Raw genomic sequence first — 23,886 nt, forward strand, 5'->3', positions numbered from 1 at the left:
GTTCGGCTGCCAGAGTGGAAGACGGACTAACGCAGCGGGTGCATCATGGGTGTGGTGGCTACATTGAAGCGCGCCATGAACACTCTTGTAGCCAAGCATGTTGATGCGGAACACCGGATTGTGGACGCAGGACCCAAGCGCGTGCTGGTTGTCGACGATGACCAGCACGTGCTCGACGCTGCCGAGGCGCTGTTTATCTCGGAAGGCTATCTACCGATCCTGATCGGCAGTCCGCAATCGGCGCTGCAGATCGCAAGATCGATGCAGCCATCGGCCATATTTCTCGATGTTCTTATGCCCGGTTTCGACGGGTGGGATGTGCTGGCTGCTCTCAAAGCAGACTCCTCGACCTGCACCATTCCGGTGGTGATGATCTCGATGCCGGGGGAGCGGGGGCGAGCGCTCGAAGCGGGCGCGATGGGTGTGATCCCGAAGCCGCTCGATGCGCCGAAGCTGCGTGCCGCCATGGCGAACCTGAACAGCGCGCACAAAGGCGCCAGCCGCATGCGCTATCTAAGTAGTTTTCGTTAAACAGTTTCCCGAGGGAAGTGGGATATCCCACGTTAAGCTAGAAGCAGTGAAGGTCGACGAAGAAACCAATCAGAGGCGCCACACGACCAAACCATGACACCATACGGCGGCCCTTTGTCAGCACTCAACCGGCTTTTCGATCGCGCCATCGGCGCCGAAGGCTTGCGGCCTGCCGTTCGCGAAAGGCTGCTGCGGCGGCAACTGGGTTCGATCGATAGAACGGCACCCGCCATGCTGGCGGCAGCGATCATGATCTTTGCCGTTCTCGGGCTCGCGAGCTGGCACGAAGCGGCATTTGCACCGGCACTGGGCGTTACGCTGCTGATAGTTCTGCTTCATGCAGCAAGCCTGTTGGCGGTGCGCCAGCCGTTCGACCCTGCACGGGATGCGGAATGGGCTGCCGCTGTCGCCGTAAGCCTCTCGTTCGTTGGCGGCTGCCTTTGGGGCGTCGTGGTCTGGCTCCTTCCGGCAGCAGGCACGGCGTTTGCGGGTCCAGTGCTGCTGGGTTGTGGCGGGGTTCTGGTAATAGCGAGCCTGTCGCTGGTTCATTACCCTCAGGCTCTGGCCGTCTATTGCCTGCCCCTTATTTTCGGAGCGGCGGCGCGGTTGCCGTGGACAGGCCTTGGCCTTGAGGCGGCGATCAGCGGATTGCTTTTGCTTGGGCTCGCGGTGGTCATTGTTGTGCTTGGCCTGCAGCAGGCTGCGAGCCTGCTCGCGAGCGGCATGGTGTTGGGGCAGGCGGTCGAGGGCGCGTCAGTCGATGGCGTCAGGGATGGCAAGGCTGACTGGACCTGGGGCATGGATGAAGAGGGACTGATCAACCGCCTCTCGGCCGGGTTTGCTGCGGCGACGGGTGTCGGCGAAGCCGATCTTCTGGGCGGGGACTTTGTATATTTCCTGCGCTGCGTGACGGAGCCGGACAACCCATTGATGGAACGGCTCGAGCGGGACATTGCCGCACGCGAAGCCTTCGAGGGCGTGGAACTGCAGGTGGTTGCAGGCGGGCAGGAATGCTGGTGGAGCCTCAGCGGAGGGCCGCTTCACGATCGTGATGGCGTCTATCTTGGATATGCCGGCATCGGATCAGACATTTCCCAGCGCCGTCTCGCCGACCGGCGGATCACCACGCTTGCCCACCATGACAGTTTGACGGGTCTGCTCAACCGTGCGCGCTTCAACGAACTGCTCGATCACAGCGTGACGCGACTGGCGCGTTATGGCACGCCGTTTGCGGTGCTGATGATCGACCTCGATGGCTTTAAGGCCGTCAATGACAGTCAGGGCCACCGGTCTGCGGACCTGGTGCTGACCGAATTGGCGCGGAGGATGAAGAGCTCGATCCGCGAGGGCGACATGGTTGCGCGCCTCGGCGGGGACGAATTTGCCGTTCTCATGCCGTCAGCGCATGGTGAGGAGGCGGTTCGCTCGGTGGCGGCCCGGCTGATTGCGCACCTGCAGATGCCGGTTACCATCAGCGGCAAGGACGTTGCGGTCAGCGCATCGATTGGCGTTGCCATGGCGCCCGCCGCCGGTTGTGATGCCGATCAGGTCCTGCACCATGCGGGGCTCGCCTTGCAGCGGGTGAAAGCCGAAGGTCGTGGCGCGTTCCGGATGGCCGAGAGCACAGGGGACCGCCAGGAGCGCCAGCGTTCATCGCTCGATGCGCAGTTGCGTCAGGCTTTGATCCGGCAGGAGCTGGTCTTGCACTATCAGCCGCTCGTTTCCGCTTCTACCGGCGATGCGATGGGCTTTGAAGCCCTGATCCGCTGGAACCATCCCGAGCGGGGTCTGGTGCTGCCGAGCGAGTTCATCGGCTTTGCCGAAGAGTCAGATCTGATCGTCGATATCGGCAATTGGACCATCGAAGAAGCCTGCATGACTGCCTCGCTCTGGCCGGAGCATCTGACGGTTTCGGTGAACCTGTCGGCCAAGCATTTCCTGAGTGCCGATATCGGGCTTGTCATTCGTCAAGCGCTAGGTCAATCCGGTCTTGCGCCGCACCGGCTCGAGATCGAGATCACGGAAGGATTGTTGCTCGAAGCGGTCGACAGCGTCGTCGAAAAGCTCCGGGAGATCCGCGCTCTTGGCGTCACCATTGCCATGGATGATTTCGGCACGGGCTATTCCTCGCTTAGCTATCTGCTGAAATTTCCCTTCGACAAGATCAAGATCGACCAGTCATTCGTCGCGGCATCGACGCGGGATGAGGTGGCGCGAGACATCCTGCGCGCTATTGCGTCGCTGGGCCGTTCGCTGCGCGTGACCATCACGGCAGAAGGTGTGGAGACGGCCGAGCAGGCAGCGTTCCTCTCAGAGATCGCCTGCCACCAACTCCAGGGCTACCATTTCGCCAAGCCGCTCGATCCAGCCGAATTGCCAAATTATCTTCTCAGCCACGTCGCAGGACGACTTGCCGCCAGCGAAGCGCGACAACGCGCCTGACAGTCCCGTCGATCCGCGGAAGTTCCTCGGTTCTCGTAGCTGCCCGTCAGGTCAGGCTGGCCAGTTTGTCGGCCATTGACTGCGGCTTATCCGTGCGGGTGGAAAAATGCATGGTGCAAAAGATGCGTTCGACACCCATGGCATGAAGCCGCTCGCAGCATGCCTCCACCGCAGCGCTGACTGCGCTCATCTCGCCTTCGATATTGGTGCCGTTGGCGTGCATCTCGTGCGTCAAGCCGGTCTGGGCCAGGATATCGCGAACTTCCCTGATATAGGCGGAAACGGAGGGGCCCACGCCCATGGGCACGATACAGAGATCGGCAATGATCTTCATTGGCAGCTCCTTAGCGCATCCACTTGGGCACGAAGCGGATGCCGGGTTGAGCGGGAAGGTGGCGCATCAGCCGCTGATAAATCAGGCCGAAAATGAAGAAGATGACAAGCGAGACGAGGAGGAAGTAGAGGGCCGCGACTGAAAAATGCAGAAAGGCATTGAAGTCGCGTTCGAACAGCGACTTCGCCGTCATCATCAGATCTGCCTGGCCACCGACCACCGGCAGCGCGAAATAAACGATGGCGGTCGCGTGAAAGAGGAACACCACCTCGTTGGTATAAGCGGGCCAGGCGAGGCGGATCAGATTGGGCCAGACAACGCGCCGGAACTGCTGGCGCGGCGACATACCATAGGCCTTTGCCGCCTCGAGCTCGCCCCGCGGAACCGCCCGGAGCGCGCCATAGAAGATCTCGGCCGTATAAGCGGCAGTGTTGAGGATCAGCACCATCGGCCCAATGAAGAGAGGGTGCAGCACGAAACCGGATATCCCGAGGGGACGCCACACGCTTATGTTCAGAGACAGGGCCAGCGAATAGAACATGAAGAACTGGATAAAGAGCGGCGAACCCCGGAAGGCATAGATATAGCCGCGCGACATACGGTTGATCAGCGGATTGTTCGAGCCTTTGCCAAGAGCGAGAAAGACGGCCAACACGAAACCGATCGGGATCGATGCGGCGGCGAAGTAGATGTTGAACATCACCGCCGGGGCCATGATGGCGAGATCGTCGAGAAACCCCTGCATCAGGCGCGCGCCTCGCTCAGAATGCCTTTGCCCACGCGGCGCATGATGGCTTCGAAGCCTTTTTCGGATAACCAGGTGACGAGGATGTAGAACACAAAGAGCACGAGATAGTAGCGCCAGCGCCAGTCCTCATGCACGAGCCCGACGGCAGGCAGGAAATTGGGTGCCCCCAGACGATCGGCCCACAGAACGATATCGGCGATCTGCAACAGCGACAAAAGCGAGGTCGCCTTGATGATCAGCATCCAGACATTGGAGAGGCCTGGCAGGGCATAGACCCACATCTGCCGCACATGAATGCGCCAGAGGACCTGACTGTGCGACATGCCATAAGCACGCGCCGCCTCGAGCTGTCCCGCCGGCACGGAACGGAGGGCGCCGTGGATGACATTGGTTGCAAAGGCGCCATAAACGAGACCCAGCGAGACGCTTGCCAGCAGCAGGTATTCGGTGGTGCCCAGGAACCAGTTGGCTTCCCGGCATGGCGGCCAGGCTGCAGTCTGGGCAGCGATGGCTTCGGGCGAACAAACCTGCGTTGCAACGACCCATTCGACCGCCTGCTCGAAGGCCAGCGGGAAAAACAAGAAAAACAGGACATCGGGCACGCCGCGCACGATGGACGAATAGATGCTGCCGACCAGCCGCAGCGGCATGAAGCGCGAGTTCTTCATGGTCGCGCCGGCAAGGCCGAAGATCACGGCCAGCGCGCCGCCCATCAGGGCGGCAAAGATTGTGAACTGAAAACTGGCATACCAGGTCAGGTGCTTGCCATTGGTCAGGTAGCTGAACCAGAAGCCGATGTCTTCAATCATGTGCCGGATACCAGTCGAGGGGCGAGCGAGGGGCCAGTGTCCCTCGCTCGGGATTGCTTATTCAGCAAAGAACGGACCGCGACCGTCGAACCACTTGGCGATCAATGCGTCGACGGAACCGTCAGCCTTGAGAGCGGCCAGGGCTTCATCGAGCGTAGCCTTGAGTTCAGTATCTTCCTTGCGCAGGCCTCCACCGTAACCATTGCCGATCAGGATGTCCTCGCCGACAAATTCGAAAGCGCCACCCGAGGCTGCGACCACCGGATCGAGGTAGGCTCCATCAGCAAGGATAAGATCGAGATTGCCAGCAGCGAGATCAGCCATGGCCTGATCCGCCGTCGCAAAGGTCACGACCGTGTTTGCCGACGCGTAGTTGTCCTGGGCGTAGCTGGCCTGGATCGTCCCGCTTTGGACGCCGAGGCGAACACCTGAAAGTTCTGCGAAGTCGATCGATGCTCCCGGTGCGGCTGCAAACTTGGACGGATCGGGCGGAAAGTAGGGTTCAGTGAATTCAATGGTCTGAAGCCGCTCGTCGGTGATCGACATGCCCGCCATGATCAGGTCGTAGTTGCCGGCCAGCAGATTGGGGATGATGGAATCCCAGTCATTGATGATCCACTCGCAGGTGACGCCCGCAGTTTCGCAGATCGCGTTGCCGAGCTCGATTTCGTACCCGGCTGGGTTGCCGCTGTCGTCAAGGAAGTTCCAGGGCGCATAGGCACCTTCAGTGGCAATGCGTACGGTTTCCTGAGCCATTGCCGTGCTGCCTAGGGCCAGCGTGGCTGCGGCTGCGAGCATGATCTTCTTCATCGTTCTCTCCGTTTCGTTTGTTTTCGTTGGTCGCGCCCGGTTTGGCGGGTCTGAGCTCGGTGGAGTTAGGTGTGATTGGCCGCATTCAAGAATTGCCTGAGGCGGGCAGATTTGGTCGCGCCGAACACATCGTCGGGCGTGCCTTCTTCTTCGATCCGGCCTTGGTGAAGGAAAATGACCCAATCGGACACCGAACGGGCAAACTCCATGTCATGCGTAACGAGCACCATGGAGCGGCCTTCGTCAGCGAGCACCTTGATGACGCGCAACACTTCGACTTCGAGTTCGGGGTCGAGCGCCGATGTGGGCTCGTCGAAAAGCATGACGCGCGGATTGATGCAGAGCGCGCGCGCAATGGCAGCGCGCTGCTGTTGCCCGCCAGACAGTTGGGACGGATAGGCATCGGTCTTGCTGCCGATGCCGACCTTGTCGAGCATGGCGCGGGCTTCCATCTCGACCTCGTCGCGCTGGCGGCCCTGCACAACAAGCGGCACTTCCATGACGTTTTGCAGCACCGTCATGTGGGCCCAGAGATTGAAGGACTGGAAGACCATGCCGAGTTCGGACCGGATGCGGCGCAATTGCGCTTCGTCGGCGATCTGACGGCTAGCTCCCGTTCCGCGCAGCTTGATTGCTTCGCCATCGATCAGCACGTCGCCCCGGTCAGGGATTTCAAGCATGTTGATGCAGCGCAACAGGGTGGATTTGCCTGATCCGGATGAACCGATCAGCGATATGACCTGCCCTTCGCGCGCAGCAAAGGAAATCCCCTTGAGCACTTCGAGCGCGCCGAAGGATTTGTGCAATCCGCGGAGCTCAACAACAGGGGATGATCCCGCGGGGGCGGGCGAGGCGTGCTGCATGCTTTCCATGTGTCCCATTCGGGACGCTTGCTGACCGGCAATTGCCCTTTTTTGAGGCTGGCAATTTTGACCGCTCCCTAGAAAAGCATTTGTCGGAACGATGGCAAGTGGAAAAGCCAATGTTGCTCAACACACTTGTGGGCGTGGCCAAACCATGCACAACCCAATCCGCCCTACACCGAAAGGACACGCATGTTTTTCACAGCCTCCAAGCTCTTCTGGCTCCTTGCGCAACCGGTGAGTCTGGTGATGCTCCTAATGCTCGTGGCGGGGCTGCTGGCGATCGTGCGGAGGCGGAGGCTGTCCATTGCTGCGCTGATCCTCGCTGTTGGGATCCAGGGACTTACGGCCTTCACCAATCTCGGCTTCATTATCATCCAGCCGCTCGAGGACCGCTTCGCCGTGCCGACGCCGGCGCCCGAAACGGTCGATGCTATTATCATGCTCGGTGGCGCTACCATGGCCCGCCCGAGCACGGCACGCGGGATCACCGAACTCAATGACGCGGGTGATCGTCTGGTGACGACCCTCTGGCTTGCGAACCGCTATCCGGAGGCACGGATTTTCCTTAGCGGCGGCGCCGGCTCCATGTTTGAAGATGGCGAGCCCGAGGCCGTGACCGCGAAGCGCTTCTTTATCGATCACGGCATTGCTGCGGATCGGCTGGTGCTGGAGAATGCTTCCCGCAATACCGAAGAGAACGTTGCCTACACGCAGACCCTTTTGGAGCCCAATATGGCAGGCCGGCTCCTGCTCGTCACCTCGGCCTTTCACATGCCTCGTTCGGTCGGGATCTTTCGGCAAGCGGGCATCGAAGTGACGCCCTGGCCGACGGATTATCGTTCTCCCGGACCGCAGGTCATTGGCTTCGATTTTGCCAATCCGGTGCATAATCTCAATGTCAGCACGGTGGCAGTCCGTGAGTGGATCGGTCTTCTCGCCTATAATCTCACTGGCAGAACAACGGAGTTGTTGCCCGGCCCCAAATGAAAAAGGCGGCCTAATGGCCGCCTCTTATCACTATAGATGGTCTTGTCAGGTCCGGCGGAAGAGGCCGATGACCAGGGAAATGACCAGGAATGCCAAGAACAGGAAGAACAGGATCTGGGCAATACCTGCCGATGCGCCGGCGATACCACCAAATCCAAGGACGCCTGCGATAAGAGCGATGACGAGAAAAACGAGAGCGTAGTAAAGCATGATAGCCTCCATGCGTTGTCTTGCTAAAACAACGACTTGCTTTCTTCTCCGGTTCCTTGAGGCAAATAAAAAAGCCGGCGATGCCGGCTTTTGATTTAGATGTTGCTAGAGCCGCGTTCAGGCCGCTGCGCGCGAGCCGTCATCAAAGAAAAGGGCCTGGCTGATCAGTGCCTTCACCATGTCCGGATTGAACGGTTTGGTGACGAGGAAGGTCGGCTCCGGGCGCTCGCCGGTTAGCAGTCGTTCCGGAAAGGCAGTGATGAAAATCACGGGAACAGAGTGGGTGTTGAGGATATCGTTGACCGCATCGATGCCCGAGCTGCCATCGGCGAGCTGGATATCGGCAAGGATCATGCGCGGCTGGGTCTGGTTGAAAAGATTGACCGCTTCCTTGTGGGTGCGCGCGACGCTGACGACCTTATGGCCGAGGCTCTCCACCATCTGCTCGATATCCATGGCGATCAGAGGTTCGTCCTCGATGATCATGATTTCGGTCGCAACCTGGCGCGAGATATCGTGCGAAGCCTCGTCGAGCAGCTTGGCGAACTCAGCTTCACTGACGTCGAGCACTTCAGCCGCCTGTGCGTGGGTAAAGCCTTCGACCGAGACGAGCAGGAAAGCCTGGCGCGGACGGGGTGCAAGATTGGCGAGATTCTTAGCCGCACGCTGCTCCCAGGCGAAGGTCGAGATCGGATCGGGAATGTCCACTGCAGAAGACGTGAAGAGAGCCGAGAAAAGCTTGTAAAGCGCGATTCTGTCGCTCGATGCCTCGGGAAACAGCGAGATATCCGCGATCAGAGCTTCAAGGGTAGCTGCGACATAAGCGTCGCCCGACGTCTGCGATCCGGTGACCGCTCGGGAAAAGCGCCGGAGGTAGGGCAGATGCGGCGCAATCCGCGTGGACAGTGACATGTATGAAAACTCCAGTGACGCTTGGTTCGTGAGTTCACGAGACGGTTTAATGGATGCTGCGTATAAAAGTTCCGCGCTGCTGGAACTTTTTTCGGCCACTTGAATTTATGTCCCGAAAACGGGTGAGAATCCAAACGCGACGTCAGAGACGGGTATGAAGGACAACAATTTGAACGACCAACCTATGCGCTCACAGCCAGATGATGGCTTGGGCCCGACCTCTGACATCGGTTCACGCCTTCGCGCCCTTTATGGCGCCGTACAGGAAGAGGGTGTCCCCGACCAGCTTCTTGATCTGCTTGAAAAGCTAGACAATGCCGAGCGCCTGCACAGCGAACGGTCACAGCAGCGTGGGGAATAAACGTATGGGGACCGAGACAACCTCGTTCAAGCGCGAGATGCTGTCGACATTGCCAAGTCTTCGTGCTTTTGCCGTGTCCTTGACCGGCAAGCATGACAAGGCCGACGATCTGGTTCAGGACACGGTGATGAAGGCCTGGGCCAAACAGTCCAGCTTCGAGATGGGGACCAATATCAAGGCCTGGCTCTTTACCATTCTTCGCAATGAGTTTTATAGCCAGATGCGCAAGCGCGGACGCGAAGTGCAGGACAGCGATGGTGCCTTTACCGAGCGCCTTTCCGTTCATCCCAGCCAGTATGGGTCAATGGACATGGAAGACTTCAAGAAGGCCCTGTCGCAATTGCCCGACGATCAGCGCGAAGCGATCATCCTGATTGGGGCGTCAGGTTTCTCTTACGAGGAAGCCGCCGAAATCTGCGACTGCGCTGTGGGCACGATGAAGAGCCGTGTCAGCCGGGCACGTTCGCGACTTCAGGATATGCTCAAGGTCAGCGGCGAATCCGATTACGGCCCGGATGCCGTTTCGACTCAGGTTACGACAAGCAATCACTCGTTCTGACTGCTCGCCTCTACCATTACTCGTGCAATTGCTTCGATCAGTCGATCCGATTGCACGGGTTTATGGACCATGGATGCGAGGGCGAGCCAGGCAAGGCTCGTTTCCAGGTCACGATCCGTCGTGAGGCCGATAACGGGAAGGCCCATGCGCATCAGGTCTCCCACGAGTGCAATCTGATCGCCGCGTTCGCGCTCGAGTTCCACGATGCAAAGTGATGCAGCCAGCCACTGGGCGGACGTGGCCTGAGCTTCTTGGGCATCTTGTGCGATGACCACATTGCCCGCGCCGAGCGCTTCAAGACTATGTGCGAGGTCGAGTGCGACAATGTACTGTGTCTCAACGACCAATACCGTTCGTCCAGACAGCATGCCGGCTCCTCTTTGTTGAGCCTGAGCTTGTCGCTGGATGGTGCTCGCGGTGTCATTTAACTATGCTAAGTCATAGCGTCCGATGCCCTCGATGCATGACCGATTTTCGCAGATGATGAGTTTTCCAGAAGTGGGTAGCCTTTGAGTTTAGTCCTTCCGAGTTCGGGGCGCAGGGTTCCCTGCGAGCAATGTCCGCTCCGAGCGCTTCCCACGTTTCGGGATTTCTCGGCCGAAGAGCTGCGTTTCGTATCCGACTTCAAGCGAGGCGAGCTGGTGGCCGAAACCGGGGCCACCGTGGTCTCGGAGGGCACGAAGAGCGCTCATCTTTACACCCTCCTTTCAGGCTGGGCATTTCGCTTCAAGACATTGCTCGACGGGCGGCGGCAGATTCTCAACTATGTGCTGCCGGGGGACCTGATCGGGTTGCAAGGATCGATCGAGGGAGAAATCGAACACTCGGTTGAGGCGCTTACCCCCTTGATTCTGTGCGTGTTCCCACGCAACCGGCTCCACGATCTTTTCAAGGGCTATCCCGGGCTTGCCTTCGACATCACATGGCTTTCGGCACGCGAGGAGCGAATGCTCGACGAGCATCTGTTGAGCCTGGGACGCCGCACCGCACTCGAGCGCGCCGCCTATCTCCTGGCTTTTCTCCATAGCCGGGCGGAACGGGTGGGGCTTGCCGGGGACAAGCTGCTGCATATTCCGCTGACCCAGCAGCATGTGGCCGATACGCTGGGCCTTTCTATCGTCCACACCAACAAGACGCTGCGTAAACTGGCCTCGCAGGGATTGATCAATTGGCTCGACCGGAGCTGTGTAATCCTGGATCCCGACGGATTGCGGAAGCTTGCCGAATGGGAGCAACCAAAGGAGCACAAGCGCCCGCTGATATAGAGTTTGGCCTCAATGCTGCCATTGCGGCATGGGAGCGGGTGGGACTAGCATAGGCTGCCGTCCGGCTTCGACGAGGAGAGATGAGAGGCGGTGTGGATCAACGCATTGGCACAGAGAGCGACCGGCCTTCCCATGCCAGCACTGGGGCGCAGAACCGCGAGGCGTATTGCGATATGGTTTTCTCTGTTTCTGGTCTGTCTTGCGGCTATCGTTTCGCTTCATCTCACACAAGGCATGGCGGGCCAGCTACGTGATATCACGCAGGCTTATTTCGTGCGCGACACAGCGCGCGAACTCGGCAACGCCCTGAGCCAGGCAGAGGCCAGCCAGCGCGGTTATATGCTCACGGCCGATGCGCAGTTTCTTGAGCCCTACCATGCTGCCGCGGCGTCGGTGGATAGCCTAGTCACTTCGCTTCTTGGCTTGACCGCGGATGATCCGGCGCAAGCGGCGCGGGTGGAGAGCATCACCAGCGACATCGCCGGCAAGATGTCGGAAATGGCGCACACCATAGATCTCGTCACGGCCAACAGGACAGAGGATGCGCAGACCCTGACAGAGACGGGCATGGGTGCGCGGCTGATGAGCGAGGTGAGGCGGACGCTCGACACCTTCATCGCCGAGGAAAACGAGAAGCTGACCCAGCGCAATCAGGCGATCAATCAGTCGCGCATATGGCTGGTTGGCACGATCATCGCGGCCCTCGCGGCCGCAGTGTGTCTTGCTTATGCACTCATGGCGCGGACGCAAAAGCAGGTCAACGCCATGACCCAGCGGCACCGGGGGCTGATCTATCAAAACGAAGCACTGGAGGCCGAGGTCGCCGAGCGGACCCGGGCGATCGAAGAAGCACGGGCGCATGCCGAACGCGAGCGTCAGCGCGTCGAGGCGCTGTTGCAAGATTCCAGCCATCGGATCGGCAATTCGCTTGCCACCGTTTCCTCGCTGCTGGCATTGCAGCTGATGCGGACGCGCTCGGAAGAGGTGCGTACGGCGCTTGAAGCGGCGCGAATGCGCGTTCACGCCATTGCCTCGGCTCATCGCCGTCTGCGGCTGGGGGATGATCTCGATACCGCCAGCGCCGACGAGTTCTTGAGCGCCGTGCTCGAAGATATCTCGACGACACAGGCAGAAGCCGGTCGCATCGAGATCGAAGGCCGAATCGAAAGCATCGAAGTCAGTGCGCGCGACGCTACCACCTTGGGTATCCTCGTTGCAGAATTTGTCACCAACGCGCTCAAGCACGGCTATCCCGAAGGACGCCCGGGGCGGGTGCAGGTGGAGTTGTTTCGCGACGAGGCTGGCGTACCGACCCTGAGGGTGAGCGATGATGGTGTCGGATTGTCCGAGGTGCAAGGGGAGGGGCTCGGCACCGTCATCATCCGCCAGCTCTCCAGCCAGTTCGGCGGAACCCCCCTCTATTCGCGGGGAACGGATGGTGGTGTCAGTGTCGTTGTAGCCTTGCCTGAACTCACGAAAAGTCCTCCGACTACGGTAAGGTCGGCTTTGGAGTAGATCCATGCGCATCGCCGCGATTTTGAACCGTGACAGTGGGACGCTGCGCACGATGGATCTTGCGGCATTTTGCAGGGAAGCAGAGGACGTTTTCGCCAGCCAGGGTCATGAACTGACCTGCCAGATCGTGGGAGGCAGCGACGTTCTCGCTGCGATCAAGGATGCGGCGCACAGCGCCGACAACGATGCTGTCATTGCAGCTGGTGGCGACGGCACGATCTCCTCAGCTGCAGGCATCGCGTATGAGGCAGGCAAGGTTCTCGGGATACTTCCCGCTGGCACCATGAATCTCTTCGCGCGGGCTTTGGGCGTGCCGCTCGATATCCACCAAGCCTTGCGTGCCGTTGCCGAGGGCGAAATTGGCCAAGTGGACCTGGCCATGGCCAATGGCAGGCCGTTTGTTCATCAGTTCGGAGTCGGGATCCACCCGCGGCTCGTGCGCATCCGCGACGGCATGGTTTATCGCAGCCGTGTGGGCAAGATGCTGGCAAGCTTGAGGGCGATTGCGGCTGCTGCCGTGAACCCACCGCGGTTCGAAGTGACTCATGACGGGGCGGGCGAACGGAAGCAGCTGGTCGTGTCCGGTATCGCCGTATCGAACAATCGGCTGGACGACACGCCCGTGCCGGTACCGGAGACGCTCGACGGGGGCAGGCTCGGCGTCTATTTCGCCGATACGGTGACGACGGGTGAACTGTTGAGCCTGGTGGTGGATGTGCTGACCGGCCAGTGGCGGGCCAATCCTCGCGTGAGCGAACTCGAAACCGACCGCATTGTCTTTCACTTTCCCAAACGCAAGCACGACTCTCACGCCGTGATCGACGGAGAGTTGATCAAGCTCGATCGGGAAGTCGAGGTGAAGATCCTGCCGCGGGCGCTAAAGGTGATTGTTCCAGCCACCTTGGACGCGCCGACGGCAGAGATCTAGGCGTCGGGGCGGCTCCGGTCGCGCATCAAGGCAAGGGCTGCAAGGGCGGCAGCGGGTATGCCAAGTTTGACAAGCGTCGGGGTTTTGGCCAGCACCGGCAGCGCTGTAAGGGCTGCGGTGGTGAGAAAAGCTCCGGCATCGCTCGACTTCTTACGTTCGGCGAGGCGGCGACGACGCGCATTCTCGCCGATCGACATGGCGAGGTAAACCAGCAGTGCCACTGCCAGAAAGGCAGCGGCCATGATCATTGCAGCCGTCAGAGCGCCAACGGCATTGCTGAGCGCGATGAAACCAGCAGCGATCAAAAAACCGATGCCGATCGCACTGAACAAGCCGATGATCACATAGGCGGCGATCAATCCGCGGGCCCGCTTGCCCAGGTCGTCAAGCTCTAGGCCCAACAAGCCGGCAAGCGGCATGAGCAGACCGAGCATCAGCGCGTCAACAATGCGAGGACGAACCCGACCCCAAGTGCGGTGGCGACAGAGGTCAGCGGCTTTTCGCGGATGGTATCCTTGAGCTGCTGCTCATATTCACCAGCCTGGTCCTGCGCTTCTTCGATCATGTGCTGGCCACGGCGCTTGAGTTGGCGAACTTCAGCCTCGGCGATGTCGCGCACCTCATGAGCCTTTTCGCCAGTCAGCTTGCGCAAGGTTTCGCCGATGGCCTTGATGTCTTCCTGAAGCAAGGCGACCTGCGCCTCGAGCTCCTGCTCGCGCGTTTTGGCGCCGAGTTCGGCCTCTGGACCAGGATTTGTGCTGGATTTACGCGAGCGTGAGGGTGCCATGTCGGTCGTAGACGCCATTGTGATACTCCGGTTTGCTGAGGACAAAAACGCCCGACGATCCGCTGAGTTCCCTTGCCCCGATCAACAAAAGCCCCAATGCAGCAAGCTGCATTGGGGCGAAAGGGCGAACCGAAAGGGGGGCGTCCGTCGGTTCGCGACAGGCACTTTCGCAGGGACGCGGTGTGCCTTTCTCGGATCGGGCTAAATCCGTCCCATAAGGACAAGGATCAGCACGATAACCAGAACCACACCCAGGATGCCGGAGGGGCCATAACCGAAGCCGCGGGAATAACCCCAGCTCGGCAATGCACCGATCAGCAGCAGGATGAGAATGATGATAAGAATTGTACCAAGCGTCATGTAACCCTCCTAAGACCCCAGCTACGCGACCTTTCGACCCTGGCCGCGCGCTTTCAATTGGTCATGTCACAGCAGTGCAATGAGCAGGCCCGTCGCGATCGCAAGGATCAAGGAAGCGGGGATCAGTGCCTTGGCCACATCTGCATAATGGGTCGTGCCGTCATAGGATTCGCCTGACCAGACTGCAGTGGTGCGGCCAGCGTTCTCGAATGCCCTGATTTCAGCCTGAGTCATTTTTGCCTCCAGCGCCCTTGAAAGGGCTATGGTCAATGCCCCGAGGGGCAGTGCCATGAGAACGGAGGTGCCCCGGATTTGGTTCCAGGGGCGCTAGGGGCTCACTCTACGGTGATCACATCGACCGATTGGCGGGTTTCGTGGGAACCATAGGTACGCAGAACGCCGACGATCGGAGATATGTCGGCATAGTCGCGTCCGTGGCCGATGGCGATGTGGTCCGGCCCCGCGACCATGGCATTGGTGGGATCGAACTCGACCCAGCCCAAATGTGCCCCGCACCAGGCGCGCACCCATGCATGCATGGCATCTGCACCCTCGAGCCGCGGCTGACCTGCTGGCGGCAGAGTCCGTAAAAATCCCGAGACATAGCCCGCGGGAATGCCGAGACCCCGTAGCCCGGCGATCATCACATGGGCAAAATCCTGGCATACGCCCCGCCTCAGCGCGAAGGCCTCCGCAGGCTTGGTTTCAACATCGGTAGCGCTCGGATCGTATTCAAAATCGCGGTGGATAGCGCGGCAGAGGTCGAGGGCCGCCGCGTAAACCGAGAGGGAACTTTTGGTCGCATCTGCACCATAAGCGGTGATCTCCGGCACGATCTGAACGCGTGGCGAGGCGGCAAGAAAATGCTGGGGGCTGTCCGGTTCGACCGACCAGTAGCGCGTTATTTCGAGGGCGAGCTGCTCCCGTGTGGCCGAGCGCGCCTCCGATCGCTCCGTCTCTTCCACCACTACCCGCGCCGCGAGGCGCACTTCGAGCTTGGCATGCGGCTCCACGAAAGTGATGTCGCTGACCGCATTGCCGAAGAAATCGATAAAGCTAGTCTCACGGTGCGGTGCGGGAGAAAAGGATAGCGATGAGGCGACCACCCTTTGCACCCCCGGAATAGTGCAGGGGGCAACCCTGATGTGGTGGCGGCCCCCATGCACGGGCGCGTCGTAGTCATAGCTGAGCGTGAGGCGAATATCGTACAGCATGAAGCGCTCAGGTGAAGTAATGGGCTGCGATCAGGCTGGCGAGAAGCCCGGTCTCGGCTGCGATATCATCAAGGACATCCGGCGTCACCTCTTCGGGTTCAGCGATCTTGAGGCGCGTCTGAAGTTGCAGCGCGGCCTTGGCAACGGCGGATAGCTGACCGTCCCTCACGCCACCTGGCAGGGCTTCGAGCTGCGTGCGCAACTCAGAGAGCTGGAAAAGCGCCGATCGCGGATTGAGCGGATCTAGGATCAGCAGATCCACCGCGCTCTGCGTGCCTGCGGTTACCGAATAGCGGCGTCGGTGCGACATGACGCTGTCGCCGATCTCGAGCAGCATTTCGAGAGAGCCATCCGGGGCATCCTCGTGCGTGAGCCAGCCAGTGATGCGGGCGATCTGCAGGGCGCGCTCGATACGGCGGCCCATCTCCAGAAAGCGCCAGCCGGCGAACCGATACATGTTTTCGTGCACGAGGCCAGAGAAGCCGGCAAGCTTTCGCAGGAGCACCGTCATGGCGCGCGTGGAATCGTCACCAATGCGAATGCGGCTGGCAAAGCGCTGAGCCGTCTTCTGCATGTCGTTGAGCGCCAGCCACCCATCCGGGGAGAAGCGGTCGCGGATCTGGCTGGCACTGTGAACGGCGCTGTCGATCGAGCGCAAGAGACCTTGCGGCATGGGCTCGGTGGCATCGATATCGATGGTTTCGAGAAACTCGGAACAGCGGGTGAGGATCGGCAGATCGGGCTTGGAGAGTTCGGCAAGGCGAGCATTGTAAGCGCGCAGAATGCGCAAGGTCGCTTCGCAGCGCTCAGCATAGCGGCCAAGCCAAAGGAGGTTGTCGGCTGCCCGGCTCGGCAAGCTGCCGGGAGCATTGCGGATCAGCCTCTCCCCTTCCTGAGGCAATAGGGAAACCTGCTCGACAGGTGCCGAGGAAACTACCCAGACATCGGCGGCCTGTCCGCCGCGCTGCATGGCGAGCGCGGTCGTATCCGGCGTGGAGCCGACCCTGGCAAAGCCGCCGGGCATGAGGGTCCAGCCGTTTTCGGTTCGCGAGGCAAAGACGCGCAGGGTGATGGGCCGGGGTTCGAGCTGGCCAGCGACATAGACGGGAGCAGTCGACAGGCGCACCGGCTCCTGACCGACATAGTCCTTGCCATGGCTTTCGATCCGCGCCTTGAGCTGCGCTTTCTGTGCCGGAGTCATGCTGGCGCCCAGCACCGTGCCGCGCAGATCATCGAAGGGCAGGGTGGTGGCAAAAGCCGGACCGATCATGAGTGTATCGAAATTGTCGAGCACATAATCGCGCTCGGCCGACTGGCCGCACCACCAGGTGGCGATCTCGGGCAGGTCGAGGCCGGTTCCGAGAAGGTGCTTGCAGATCCGCGGCAGGAAGGCGGCAAGCGCGCGCGTTTCGAGAATGCCGGTACCCAGAGCATTGATCATCGCGATCGACCCCGAGCGCACGGCCTCGACCATGCCGGGCGTGCCGATGCGGCTGTCGTAGCGCAATTCCAGCGGATCGACGAAACTTGCATCCATGCGCCGCCAGAGCACGCTGACTGGCTTGAGCCCGGCCACCGTGCGCACCATGACCTGGCCATCTTCGACCACCAGATCCTCGCCTTCAAGCAGCATCAGGCCAAGATACCGGGCGATATAGGCATGCTCGAAATAGGTCTCGTTGAGCTGGCCAGGAGTAAGAATGCCGACTCGGCCCCCGTCGCGCCTGGCGTGAGCAAACAGGTGATCGCGGAAATCGCGGAAAAAGCCGGCGAGCCGCTGGATGTTCATGTCGGCATAGATGTCGGACAGGGCACGCGTGGTGGCGACGCGGTTTTCGAGCGCGAAGCCGGCGCCCGAAGGCGCCTGGGCGCGATCACCCAGCACCCACCACGCCCCATCCGGGCCGCGCCCGAGTTCGAAGGCGCAGAAGTGAAGGAAATGGCCGCCAGCCGGCTGCACTCCCACCAGTGGACGCAAGAATTCGTTGTTCTGGGCCACAAGCTCGGGAGGGAGGAGGCCTTCCTGCACCAGACGATTGTCACCGTAGATATCGGTCACGATCATTTCGAGAAGCTCGGCACGCTGCTTGAGGCCGCTCGAAATGCTGTTCCACTCGTCTTCCGCGATCAGCAGAGGGATGTGAGCGAGAGGCCAGGCGCGCTCCTTGCCTTCGGCACCGTCATATTTGCGGTAGAAGACCCCGGCATCGCGCAAGTATTGATCTGCCCGCTCGAATCGGGCGGCAAGTTCGCTCGACCCCAAGTCGTCAAAGGCGGACATCAGCCTGTCCCAGCCGGGGCGCAGGGCTCCGGCGGGATCGATCATCTCGTCTGGCACGCCATCGAGCAGCCGATATTCCGAGATGATGCTCGCACCATCTAGCGGCAGGCTGCGGCTTTCATGATTCCGCTTCGTCATGAGTTCACGTGAAGCGCGGCGGCCGGCGGAGGTCAAGCGTCAGCGGGAATTCGTCCGACGGCTTTTCGGGGCGTAGCTCATAACCACCCGGGGTATGGTTATGCGGCACGAAACGGGCGAGGCGCCGCGCCTCGGCTTCATTGCCATTGACCGGAAAGGTTTCGTAGTTCCGCCCGCCTGGATGGGCGACATGGTAGGTGCAGCCGCCCACCGGCCTTGCTGTCCATGTGTCGTAGATATCGAAAACAAGTGGCGCGTGTACCGGCATGACCGGATGCATGCCCGAGGCAGGCTGCCAGGCCTTGAAGCGGACGCCGGCGACGGAAGTTCCTGCAACAGACGTTGCTGTAAGCGGCACGGGGCGCTGATTGCAAAGGACAGCGTAGCGGGACGGATTGGCGGCGGTCAGCTTGACCTGCAGGCGTTCGACGGAGCTGTCGACATAACGCACCGTGCCACCGATGGCGCCCTGTTCGCCCATAACGTGCCATGGCTCCAGAGCCTGGCGGAGTTCGAGCTTGACCCCGTCGACCTCCACTTCGCCGCAAAACGGAAAACGGAATTCGAGTTGTGCCTGGAACCAGCCAGGATCGAACGCGAAGCCACTCTGGCGCAGGTTTTCCAGCATCTGCAGGAAATCCTGCCAGACGTAATGGGGCAACATGAACCGGTCGTGCAGCGTCGTGCCCCAGCGGACAAGGTCGCCGTTAAGCGGCTTATCCCAGTAGTGGGCAACAAGCGCGCGGATCAGCAATTGCTGGGCGAGGCTCATGCGTGCATTGGGCGGCATTTCGAAGCCGCGGAACTCGACAAGACCGAGGCGGCCGGTGGGCCCATCGGGGGAAAAGAGCTTGTCGATGCAGATTTCCGAACGGTGTGTGTTGCCGGTGACATCGGTCAACAGATTCCGGAACAGACGATCGACGAGCCAGGGCAGGGGTGGTGGTCCCCCGTCCGGGTTCGGCACCTGCGCCATGGCGATCTCAAGCTCGTAAAGGCTGTCGTGGCGCGCCTCGTCGAGCCGCGGGGCCTGGCTCGTGGGGCCGATGAAGAGGCCGGAAAAGAGGTAGCTCATCGATGGATGGCGCTGCCAATGAAGAATCAGCGAGCGCAATAGATCCGGACGGCGCAGGAAAGGGCTGTCATCGGGTGTGGCGCCACCGACAACGACGTGATTGCCGCCGCCGGTGCCGACATGCTTGCCATCGATCATGAACTTGTCCGCGCCGAGGCGGCTCTGGCGGGCTTCTTCATAGACTGCCGTTGTGGTGGCAACGCAATCGTCCCAGCTCGAAGCGGGATGGATATTTACCTCGATGACGCCCGGGTCCGGCGCAACGCGGATGACGTTGAGGCGGGGATCGTGCGGGGGTGGGTAGCCTTCTATGTGAACGGGCTTGCCGATCTGGCCGGCTGCAGCTTCGGTGGCCGCAATCAGCTCGAGATAGTCTTCCAGTGTCGAGACCGGCGGCAGGAACACGCAAAGCCTGCCTTCGCGCACCTCGACGGTCAGGGCGGTGCGGACTGTAGCGTCGATTTCGTCAGCGACCTGCTCGTTGATGATCTGGCCACCTGGTGCGGACGTGAAGGCGGTTGTGGGCTGGGCGCGCGCGCCAGCCAGAAGGGCCGCGGGTTCGGGCAGCGTTGCGCGAGGCACCGCAGGGTCGTCGGGGATCACATGCGGGTAAGCGGTCGGGGGCAGATAGCGCAGGCTGCCGAGTGGCAGGCGATAGCCGGCAGCGCTGTCGCCGGGCACAAGATAAAGCTTGCCCCGCCGAGTGCGCCAGTGCTCGGTGATCCAGCGGCGATCCGCGGCTCTGGCGTTCCAGCGCTGGATAGGCAGCACGAAACCGGTGGGGTTGGTCAGGCCGCGTTCGAACACCTTTGCCATGCGGGCGCGCTCTTCGGCATCGGCGAGCCTTGAATTTTCGGGATCCACATTGTCCGGAAGGCTGGCCTCGCGGAGCAGCCATTCGGCAGGATCCTCATAAGCTGCGGCGACGGTGTCCGCTGTTACGCCAATGTTTTGGGCGATGGCGCGTGTCAGTGCCTCGGCATCGGCGGGGGAGACGTCGTAGTGGGTGCCTTCGCGTGCGATGAGGCGCTCGTCGCTCCAGACCGGACGGCCATCTACCCGCCAGAAGAGTGAAAACGTCCAGCGGGGCAGGCTTTCTCCGGGGTACCACTTGCCCTGTCCGTGGTGCAGCATGCCCTTGGGTGCGAAGCGGCTTCTCAGGCGCCGGATCAGGTCGTCGGCGAGGCGGCGCTTGGTGGGGCCGACGGCTCCGGCGTTCCATTCGTCGGCTTCGAAGTCGTCGATGGAGACGAACGTGGGCTCGCCACCCATGGTCAGACGAACGTCCTCAGCCTTCAGCTTAGAATCTACCTTACGGCCTAAGTCGTTGAGCCGGCTCCAGCTTTCGTCTGAGAAGGGCTTGGTGATGCGTGGATGTTCGGCCACCCTTGTCACCTTCATGTCGAAGGCGAAGTCGACTTCGGCGAAAGTAGCAGTGCCGGAAATCGGGGCCGCATTGCGGTAATGCGGGGTGGCAGCGAGGGGAATGTGGCTCTCTCCGGTGAGCAATCCGGAGGTTGGGTCGAGCCCGATCCAGCCGGCGCCGGGGAGATAAACTTCGCACCAGGCGTGAAGGTCGGTGAAGTCGTGGCTGGTGCCGGTTGGGCCGTCGAGGGAGACGAGGTCGGGCTTGAGCTGGATCAGGTAGCCGGACACGAAGCGGGCGGCAAAACCGAGGTGGCGCAAGGCGTTAACAAGGAGCCAGCTGGAATCGCGGCAGGAGCCCTTGCCGTGGGTGAGGGTTTCTTCGGGCGAATAGACACCGGGCTCCATGCGGACGATGTAGTCTATCCTTTGTTGAACCAGCGTATTCAGCTTGGTTACGAAGTTGACGGTGTTGCGGGGTCGCTGGTCAACGCCTGAAAGGAAAGTCTTGAGGACAGGTCCGAGCGCTTCTGGCTGGCGATAGACCGCAAGATCGGCGACGATTTCATCGGGATATTGGAATGGCCAGGTTTCGGCGCTCTCCTCGACAAAGAAGTCGAAGGGGTTGTAAACGGTCATGTCGGCAACCAGGTCAACTTCGATCTTGAGCTCGGTTACGGGCTCGGGAAAGACGAAGCGAGTCAAGAAGTTGCCGTAAGGGTCCTGCTGCGTATTGACAAAATGCAGTTGTGGCGTGACCCGGAGCGAGTGGCTGATGACTTTTGTCTTGGAGTGCGGAGCGGGCTGGAGCCGAATGATTTGCGGAGCCAGAATGACGGGGCGGTCATACTGATAATGCGTCAGGTGATATATTGCGGCTTTGATCGACATTCGGCGGCGTCGCTCGTTCCATGGCCACAGTCTTCAGCTTCCCATTTGCAGCTTATCGGCGTTCGAAACGCTTGAACAGATGCTGAAGTGCTAGCATCTGGTTAGCCTTTGGCGGCTCCAAACGACATTTTGCTGACAGCCATGCGGATATCGCGCTCGGTATCGCGCAGATGCATTCGCATGGCATCGGCCGCGGCGCGTCCATTGCCGTCGCGAATGCAATCGAGGATGCGCTGGTGCGCGATGATGGTGTCCCTAGGCGTGTTGCCGCGGAAGGCGTGACCGCGCTGGCTGATGAAGAGACTATCCCGCATCGGCGAGGCCATGGCCTCGAACAGATAGCCAAGAACGCGATTGCCGCTGGCAAGGGCAACAGCTTCGTGAAAGCCGAAATCGAATTGGTGGAAGCGCGCTTCGGCGGCTTCGTCGGCGAAGTCGGCACCGGCGGGGGTGCAGTCGAGCATGCCGTGGAGCGCGTTTTCGATCGCAACGATGCCGGCGCGGTTGGCACGCTTGGCAGCAAGGGTGGCAGACTGAACTTCGAGCGAGAGGCGGACCTCCACGAGATCGAACAGGCCCTTGGGGTCTGTGCGGATGATGGAGGTCAGGAAATCGGTGAAAGCGGATCCGTCCGGCTCGCGCACCACCGCCTTGCGGCCGCGCGAGAGTTCGAGCAGGCCGCGGCCGGCCAGGAGCTTCACCGCTTCACGGATGGTGAGGCGGCTGACCGCATAGCGTTCGGCCAGTTCAGCTTCGCTGGGAAGGGTCTGGCCGGGCACCAGCTCGCCCAGAATCAGTTTCGCCAGGTCGTCGGCGACAGCGCTCGCGGCGCTGCCACTATCGCTGCGCCCTTCTCCCGCAAGACCAGTCACGTCTCCTCCAAGGTATCAGATACCTTTGGCGCCGCCGGACCGTTTTTTGGTGCCTTGATGGCGCAAGATTACTCCCCGTCCGGCCGGGAGCCTTGATCGACGCCTCGGTCATAAGTGCGGGAAATTGGGGTTTGTACGCCTATTACCTTATCTTCGACAATCGAAAAAATATGCGTGATCCACACAGCCATGCTTTACACTCATATCTGATTATCCTAATTTCGGCGGGTTATCCGGGGAGGGTCAACGGGCGGCGATCAAGCCGCTACGCAGGAGGACTTCACGCAGTTCCAGTGCAGCTTGCAGGCGCAAGGCCGGCAGGCAGGCGCAGTGCGTCTGGTGGACGGCTCCGCCGGTGCGCGAGGGACGAGTGGCCTGGCCGCCCAGGGTAACGACGAACATATCAATCACCTCGAAAAAACTTAGGGAGTCGAGACGTGAAGGTTCTGAAATCAATTGCGACGCTGGTTGCCGTCGGTGCCCTGATGGCTTCCGCGGCCACCAGCGTGTTCGCCCAGGACAAGGGCCAGATCGGCATCGCCATGCCTACGCAGTCTTCGCTCCGCTGGATCTCGGACGGCAACGAGCTCAAGGCCGCCCTGGAAGAAAAGGGCTACACCGTCGACCTGCAATATGCAGAAGACGACATCCCGAACCAGCTCGCACAGATCGAAAATATGGTGACCAAGGGCGTCAAGGCCCTCGTGATCGCCTCGATCGATGGCACCACGCTAAGCGCCGTGCTGCAGCAGGCCGCCGACCAGGACATCAAGGTCATCGCCTATGACCGTCTGATCCGTGAATCGGGCAATGTCGACTACTATACCACCTTCGACAACTTCCAGGTCGGCGTGCTGCAGGCCAATTCGCTGGTCCAGGGGCTCGAAGAGCGCTTTGCCGACACCAAGCCATGGAATGTCGAGCTCTTTGGCGGCTCGCCGGACGACAACAACGCCTTCTTCTTCTATGACGGCGCAATGAGCGTGCTGCAGCCGATGATCGACGCTGGCGACATCGTCATCAAGTCCGGTCAGCAGGGCATGGAAACCGTTGGTACGCTGCGTTGGGACGGTGCCGTAGCCCAGGCACGCATGGACAATATCCTGTCGGCCAACTACTCGGACGGCAGCCGTGTCGATGGCGTGCTGGCTCCTTATGATGGTCTCTCGCGCGGCATCATCTCCTCGCTCCGTGGCGTGGGCTATGGCTCGGGCGATCTCGAATGGCCTGTGATCACCGGTCAGGACGCAGAAGCTCCGTCGGTGAAGGCGATCATTTCGGGCGAACAGTATTCGACCGTCTACAAGGACACCCGTGAACTGGCACGCGTCACTGCCGACCTCGTCGACACCGTGGTTTCGGGCGGCACGCCGGAAGGTCTCGACACCGAGACCTATGACAATGGCGTCAAGGTCGTGCCGTCTGTGCTCCTCACCCCGTACTCGGTCGACCTGACCAACTACCAGGAACTGGTCGTCGACTCGGGCTACATCAGCGCGGAAGAACTCCAGTAAGCCTTTGGGCTGAACGCGATCGGGGCTCCGCGGAAACGCGGGGCCCTTTCAGAATTTTGGGTGATCAGGTTCGATGAAGGTATTCGCCTAGCGCGGAATTCGCCAACCACTG

26 protein-coding genes are annotated in these 23,886 nt (G+C 60.8%); 9 read left to right on the top strand and 17 right to left on the bottom strand.

Going from position 1 to position 23,886, the window contains the following annotated elements:
- Window positions 1-75: 75 nt before the first annotated feature.
- Complete coding sequence (locus BM364_RS03550) at window positions 76-531, top strand: response regulator (RefSeq protein WP_210186383.1); 456 nt, start codon at window positions 76-78, stop codon at window positions 529-531.
- Window positions 532-624: 93 nt separating this feature from the next.
- On the top strand, window positions 625-2,973 hold the full coding sequence (locus BM364_RS03555; protein ID WP_092421000.1) for a putative bifunctional diguanylate cyclase/phosphodiesterase: 2,349 nt from the start codon (window positions 625-627) through the stop codon (window positions 2,971-2,973).
- Window positions 2,974-3,019: 46 nt separating this feature from the next.
- On the opposite strand, the gene BM364_RS03560 is transcribed toward BM364_RS03555, so the two are convergent.
- The 5 genes from BM364_RS03560 to BM364_RS03580 form a co-directional block, all read right to left on the bottom strand.
- Window positions 3,020-3,307, bottom strand: a complete 288-nt coding sequence (locus BM364_RS03560) for an MTH1187 family thiamine-binding protein (protein ID WP_092421003.1) — start codon at window positions 3,305-3,307, stop codon at window positions 3,020-3,022.
- Between the two features lie 10 nt (window positions 3,308-3,317).
- Window positions 3,318-4,052, bottom strand: a complete 735-nt coding sequence (locus BM364_RS03565) for an ABC transporter permease subunit (protein WP_092421005.1) — start codon at window positions 4,050-4,052, stop codon at window positions 3,318-3,320.
- Window positions 4,052-4,864: an ABC transporter permease subunit gene (locus tag BM364_RS03570; RefSeq protein WP_092421008.1), complete on the bottom strand. Its 813-nt coding sequence runs from the start codon at window positions 4,862-4,864 to the stop codon at window positions 4,052-4,054. The genes BM364_RS03565 and BM364_RS03570 overlap by 1 nt, the downstream gene beginning before the upstream one ends.
- A gap of 57 nt (window positions 4,865-4,921) precedes the next feature.
- The gene (locus BM364_RS03575; RefSeq protein WP_092421011.1) at window positions 4,922-5,674 is read right to left on the bottom strand and encodes a transporter substrate-binding domain-containing protein; all 753 of its coding nucleotides are present in this window, start codon (window positions 5,672-5,674) and stop codon (window positions 4,922-4,924) included.
- A 65-nt stretch (window positions 5,675-5,739) separates the two neighbouring features.
- Entirely contained in the window at window positions 5,740-6,537 is a 798-nt protein-coding gene (locus tag BM364_RS03580; RefSeq protein WP_092423835.1) for an ABC transporter ATP-binding protein, read from the bottom strand.
- A gap of 192 nt (window positions 6,538-6,729) precedes the next feature.
- Between BM364_RS03580 and BM364_RS03585 the strand changes: the two genes are divergently transcribed.
- Window positions 6,730-7,527, top strand: coding sequence for a YdcF family protein (locus tag BM364_RS03585; protein WP_092421014.1), 798 nt, complete (start codon window positions 6,730-6,732; stop codon window positions 7,525-7,527).
- Window positions 7,528-7,572: 45 nt separating this feature from the next.
- On the opposite strand, the gene BM364_RS03590 is transcribed toward BM364_RS03585, so the two are convergent.
- Complete coding sequence (locus BM364_RS03590; RefSeq protein ID WP_046142315.1) at window positions 7,573-7,737, bottom strand: DUF1328 domain-containing protein; 165 nt, start codon at window positions 7,735-7,737, stop codon at window positions 7,573-7,575.
- Window positions 7,738-7,854: 117 nt separating this feature from the next.
- Window positions 7,855-8,649, bottom strand: a complete 795-nt coding sequence (locus BM364_RS03595; protein WP_092421017.1) for a response regulator — start codon at window positions 8,647-8,649, stop codon at window positions 7,855-7,857.
- Between the two features lie 169 nt (window positions 8,650-8,818).
- Here BM364_RS03595 and BM364_RS03600 point away from each other — a divergent pair, with 169 nt between their 5' ends.
- Window positions 8,819-9,010 (top strand): NepR family anti-sigma factor, encoded by a 192-nt coding sequence (locus BM364_RS03600; protein WP_425284868.1) that lies wholly within the window; start codon window positions 8,819-8,821, stop codon window positions 9,008-9,010.
- A gap of 4 nt (window positions 9,011-9,014) precedes the next feature.
- Entirely contained in the window at window positions 9,015-9,569 is a 555-nt protein-coding gene (locus BM364_RS03605; protein WP_092421023.1) for an RNA polymerase sigma factor, read from the top strand.
- Here BM364_RS03605 and BM364_RS03610 read toward each other — a convergent pair.
- Window positions 9,557-9,937 (bottom strand): DNA-binding transcriptional response regulator, encoded by a 381-nt coding sequence (locus BM364_RS03610; RefSeq protein ID WP_092421026.1) that lies wholly within the window; start codon window positions 9,935-9,937, stop codon window positions 9,557-9,559. The two genes, BM364_RS03605 and BM364_RS03610, sit on opposite strands and share 13 nt — an antisense overlap.
- 141 nt (window positions 9,938-10,078) lie before the next feature.
- Between BM364_RS03610 and BM364_RS03615 the strand changes: the two genes are divergently transcribed.
- From BM364_RS03615 to BM364_RS03625, 3 genes are all read left to right on the top strand, one after another.
- Window positions 10,079-10,834 (top strand): Crp/Fnr family transcriptional regulator, encoded by a 756-nt coding sequence (locus BM364_RS03615; protein ID WP_092421029.1) that lies wholly within the window; start codon window positions 10,079-10,081, stop codon window positions 10,832-10,834.
- Window positions 10,835-11,068: 234 nt separating this feature from the next.
- Entirely contained in the window at window positions 11,069-12,349 is a 1,281-nt protein-coding gene (locus tag BM364_RS03620) for a sensor histidine kinase (protein ID WP_280140616.1), read from the top strand.
- Window positions 12,350-12,353: 4 nt separating this feature from the next.
- Window positions 12,354-13,277 carry a diacylglycerol/lipid kinase family protein gene (locus BM364_RS03625; RefSeq protein WP_092421035.1) on the top strand — a complete coding sequence of 308 codons (924 nt, stop codon included), beginning with the start codon at window positions 12,354-12,356 and terminating at the stop codon, window positions 13,275-13,277.
- Here the strand turns inward: BM364_RS03625 and BM364_RS03630 are convergent.
- The 9 genes from BM364_RS03630 to BM364_RS18320 all read right to left on the bottom strand — a co-directional run bounded on the left by BM364_RS03630 (window position 13,274) and on the right by BM364_RS18320 (window position 22,662).
- On the bottom strand, window positions 13,274-13,711 hold the full coding sequence (locus tag BM364_RS03630; protein WP_092421038.1) for a hypothetical protein: 438 nt from the start codon (window positions 13,709-13,711) through the stop codon (window positions 13,274-13,276). The two genes, BM364_RS03625 and BM364_RS03630, sit on opposite strands and share 4 nt — an antisense overlap.
- Window positions 13,711-14,082 (bottom strand): ElaB/YgaM/YqjD family protein, encoded by a 372-nt coding sequence (locus tag BM364_RS03635; protein ID WP_092421041.1) that lies wholly within the window; start codon window positions 14,080-14,082, stop codon window positions 13,711-13,713. Before BM364_RS03635 ends, BM364_RS03630 begins: the two co-directional genes overlap by 1 nt.
- Before the next feature lie 183 nt (window positions 14,083-14,265).
- Entirely contained in the window at window positions 14,266-14,424 is a 159-nt protein-coding gene (locus tag BM364_RS03640) for a DUF3309 family protein (protein ID WP_092421044.1), read from the bottom strand.
- Between the two features lie 66 nt (window positions 14,425-14,490).
- A complete protein-coding gene (locus BM364_RS18315) occupies window positions 14,491-14,658 on the bottom strand; it encodes a hypothetical protein (RefSeq protein WP_175528445.1) in 168 nt (55 codons plus the stop codon).
- Between the two features lie 101 nt (window positions 14,659-14,759).
- Window positions 14,760-15,638, bottom strand: a complete 879-nt coding sequence (locus BM364_RS03645) for a transglutaminase family protein (RefSeq protein ID WP_092421047.1) — start codon at window positions 15,636-15,638, stop codon at window positions 14,760-14,762.
- A gap of 7 nt (window positions 15,639-15,645) precedes the next feature.
- The gene (locus BM364_RS03650; protein ID WP_092423837.1) at window positions 15,646-18,057 is read right to left on the bottom strand and encodes a circularly permuted type 2 ATP-grasp protein; all 2,412 of its coding nucleotides are present in this window, start codon (window positions 18,055-18,057) and stop codon (window positions 15,646-15,648) included.
- Between the two features lie 4 nt (window positions 18,058-18,061).
- Window positions 18,062-21,388, bottom strand: a complete 3,327-nt coding sequence (locus BM364_RS03655) for a transglutaminase family protein (RefSeq protein WP_092421050.1) — start codon at window positions 21,386-21,388, stop codon at window positions 18,062-18,064.
- A gap of 101 nt (window positions 21,389-21,489) precedes the next feature.
- Window positions 21,490-22,260, bottom strand: coding sequence for a FadR/GntR family transcriptional regulator (locus tag BM364_RS03660; protein WP_092421053.1), 771 nt, complete (start codon window positions 22,258-22,260; stop codon window positions 21,490-21,492).
- A 243-nt stretch (window positions 22,261-22,503) separates the two neighbouring features.
- A complete protein-coding gene (locus BM364_RS18320; RefSeq protein ID WP_175528446.1) occupies window positions 22,504-22,662 on the bottom strand; it encodes a hypothetical protein in 159 nt (52 codons plus the stop codon).
- 44 nt (window positions 22,663-22,706) lie between these two features.
- Between BM364_RS18320 and chvE the strand changes: the two genes are divergently transcribed.
- Window positions 22,707-23,774 (top strand): multiple monosaccharide ABC transporter substrate-binding protein, encoded by a 1,068-nt coding sequence (gene chvE, locus BM364_RS03665; RefSeq protein ID WP_092423839.1) that lies wholly within the window; start codon window positions 22,707-22,709, stop codon window positions 23,772-23,774.
- Window positions 23,775-23,886 lie beyond the last annotated feature (112 nt).

Origin of the sequence: Devosia crocina (assembly GCF_900116545.1) — a bacterium.
Lineage (GTDB): Bacteria > Pseudomonadota > Alphaproteobacteria > Rhizobiales > Devosiaceae > Devosia > Devosia crocina.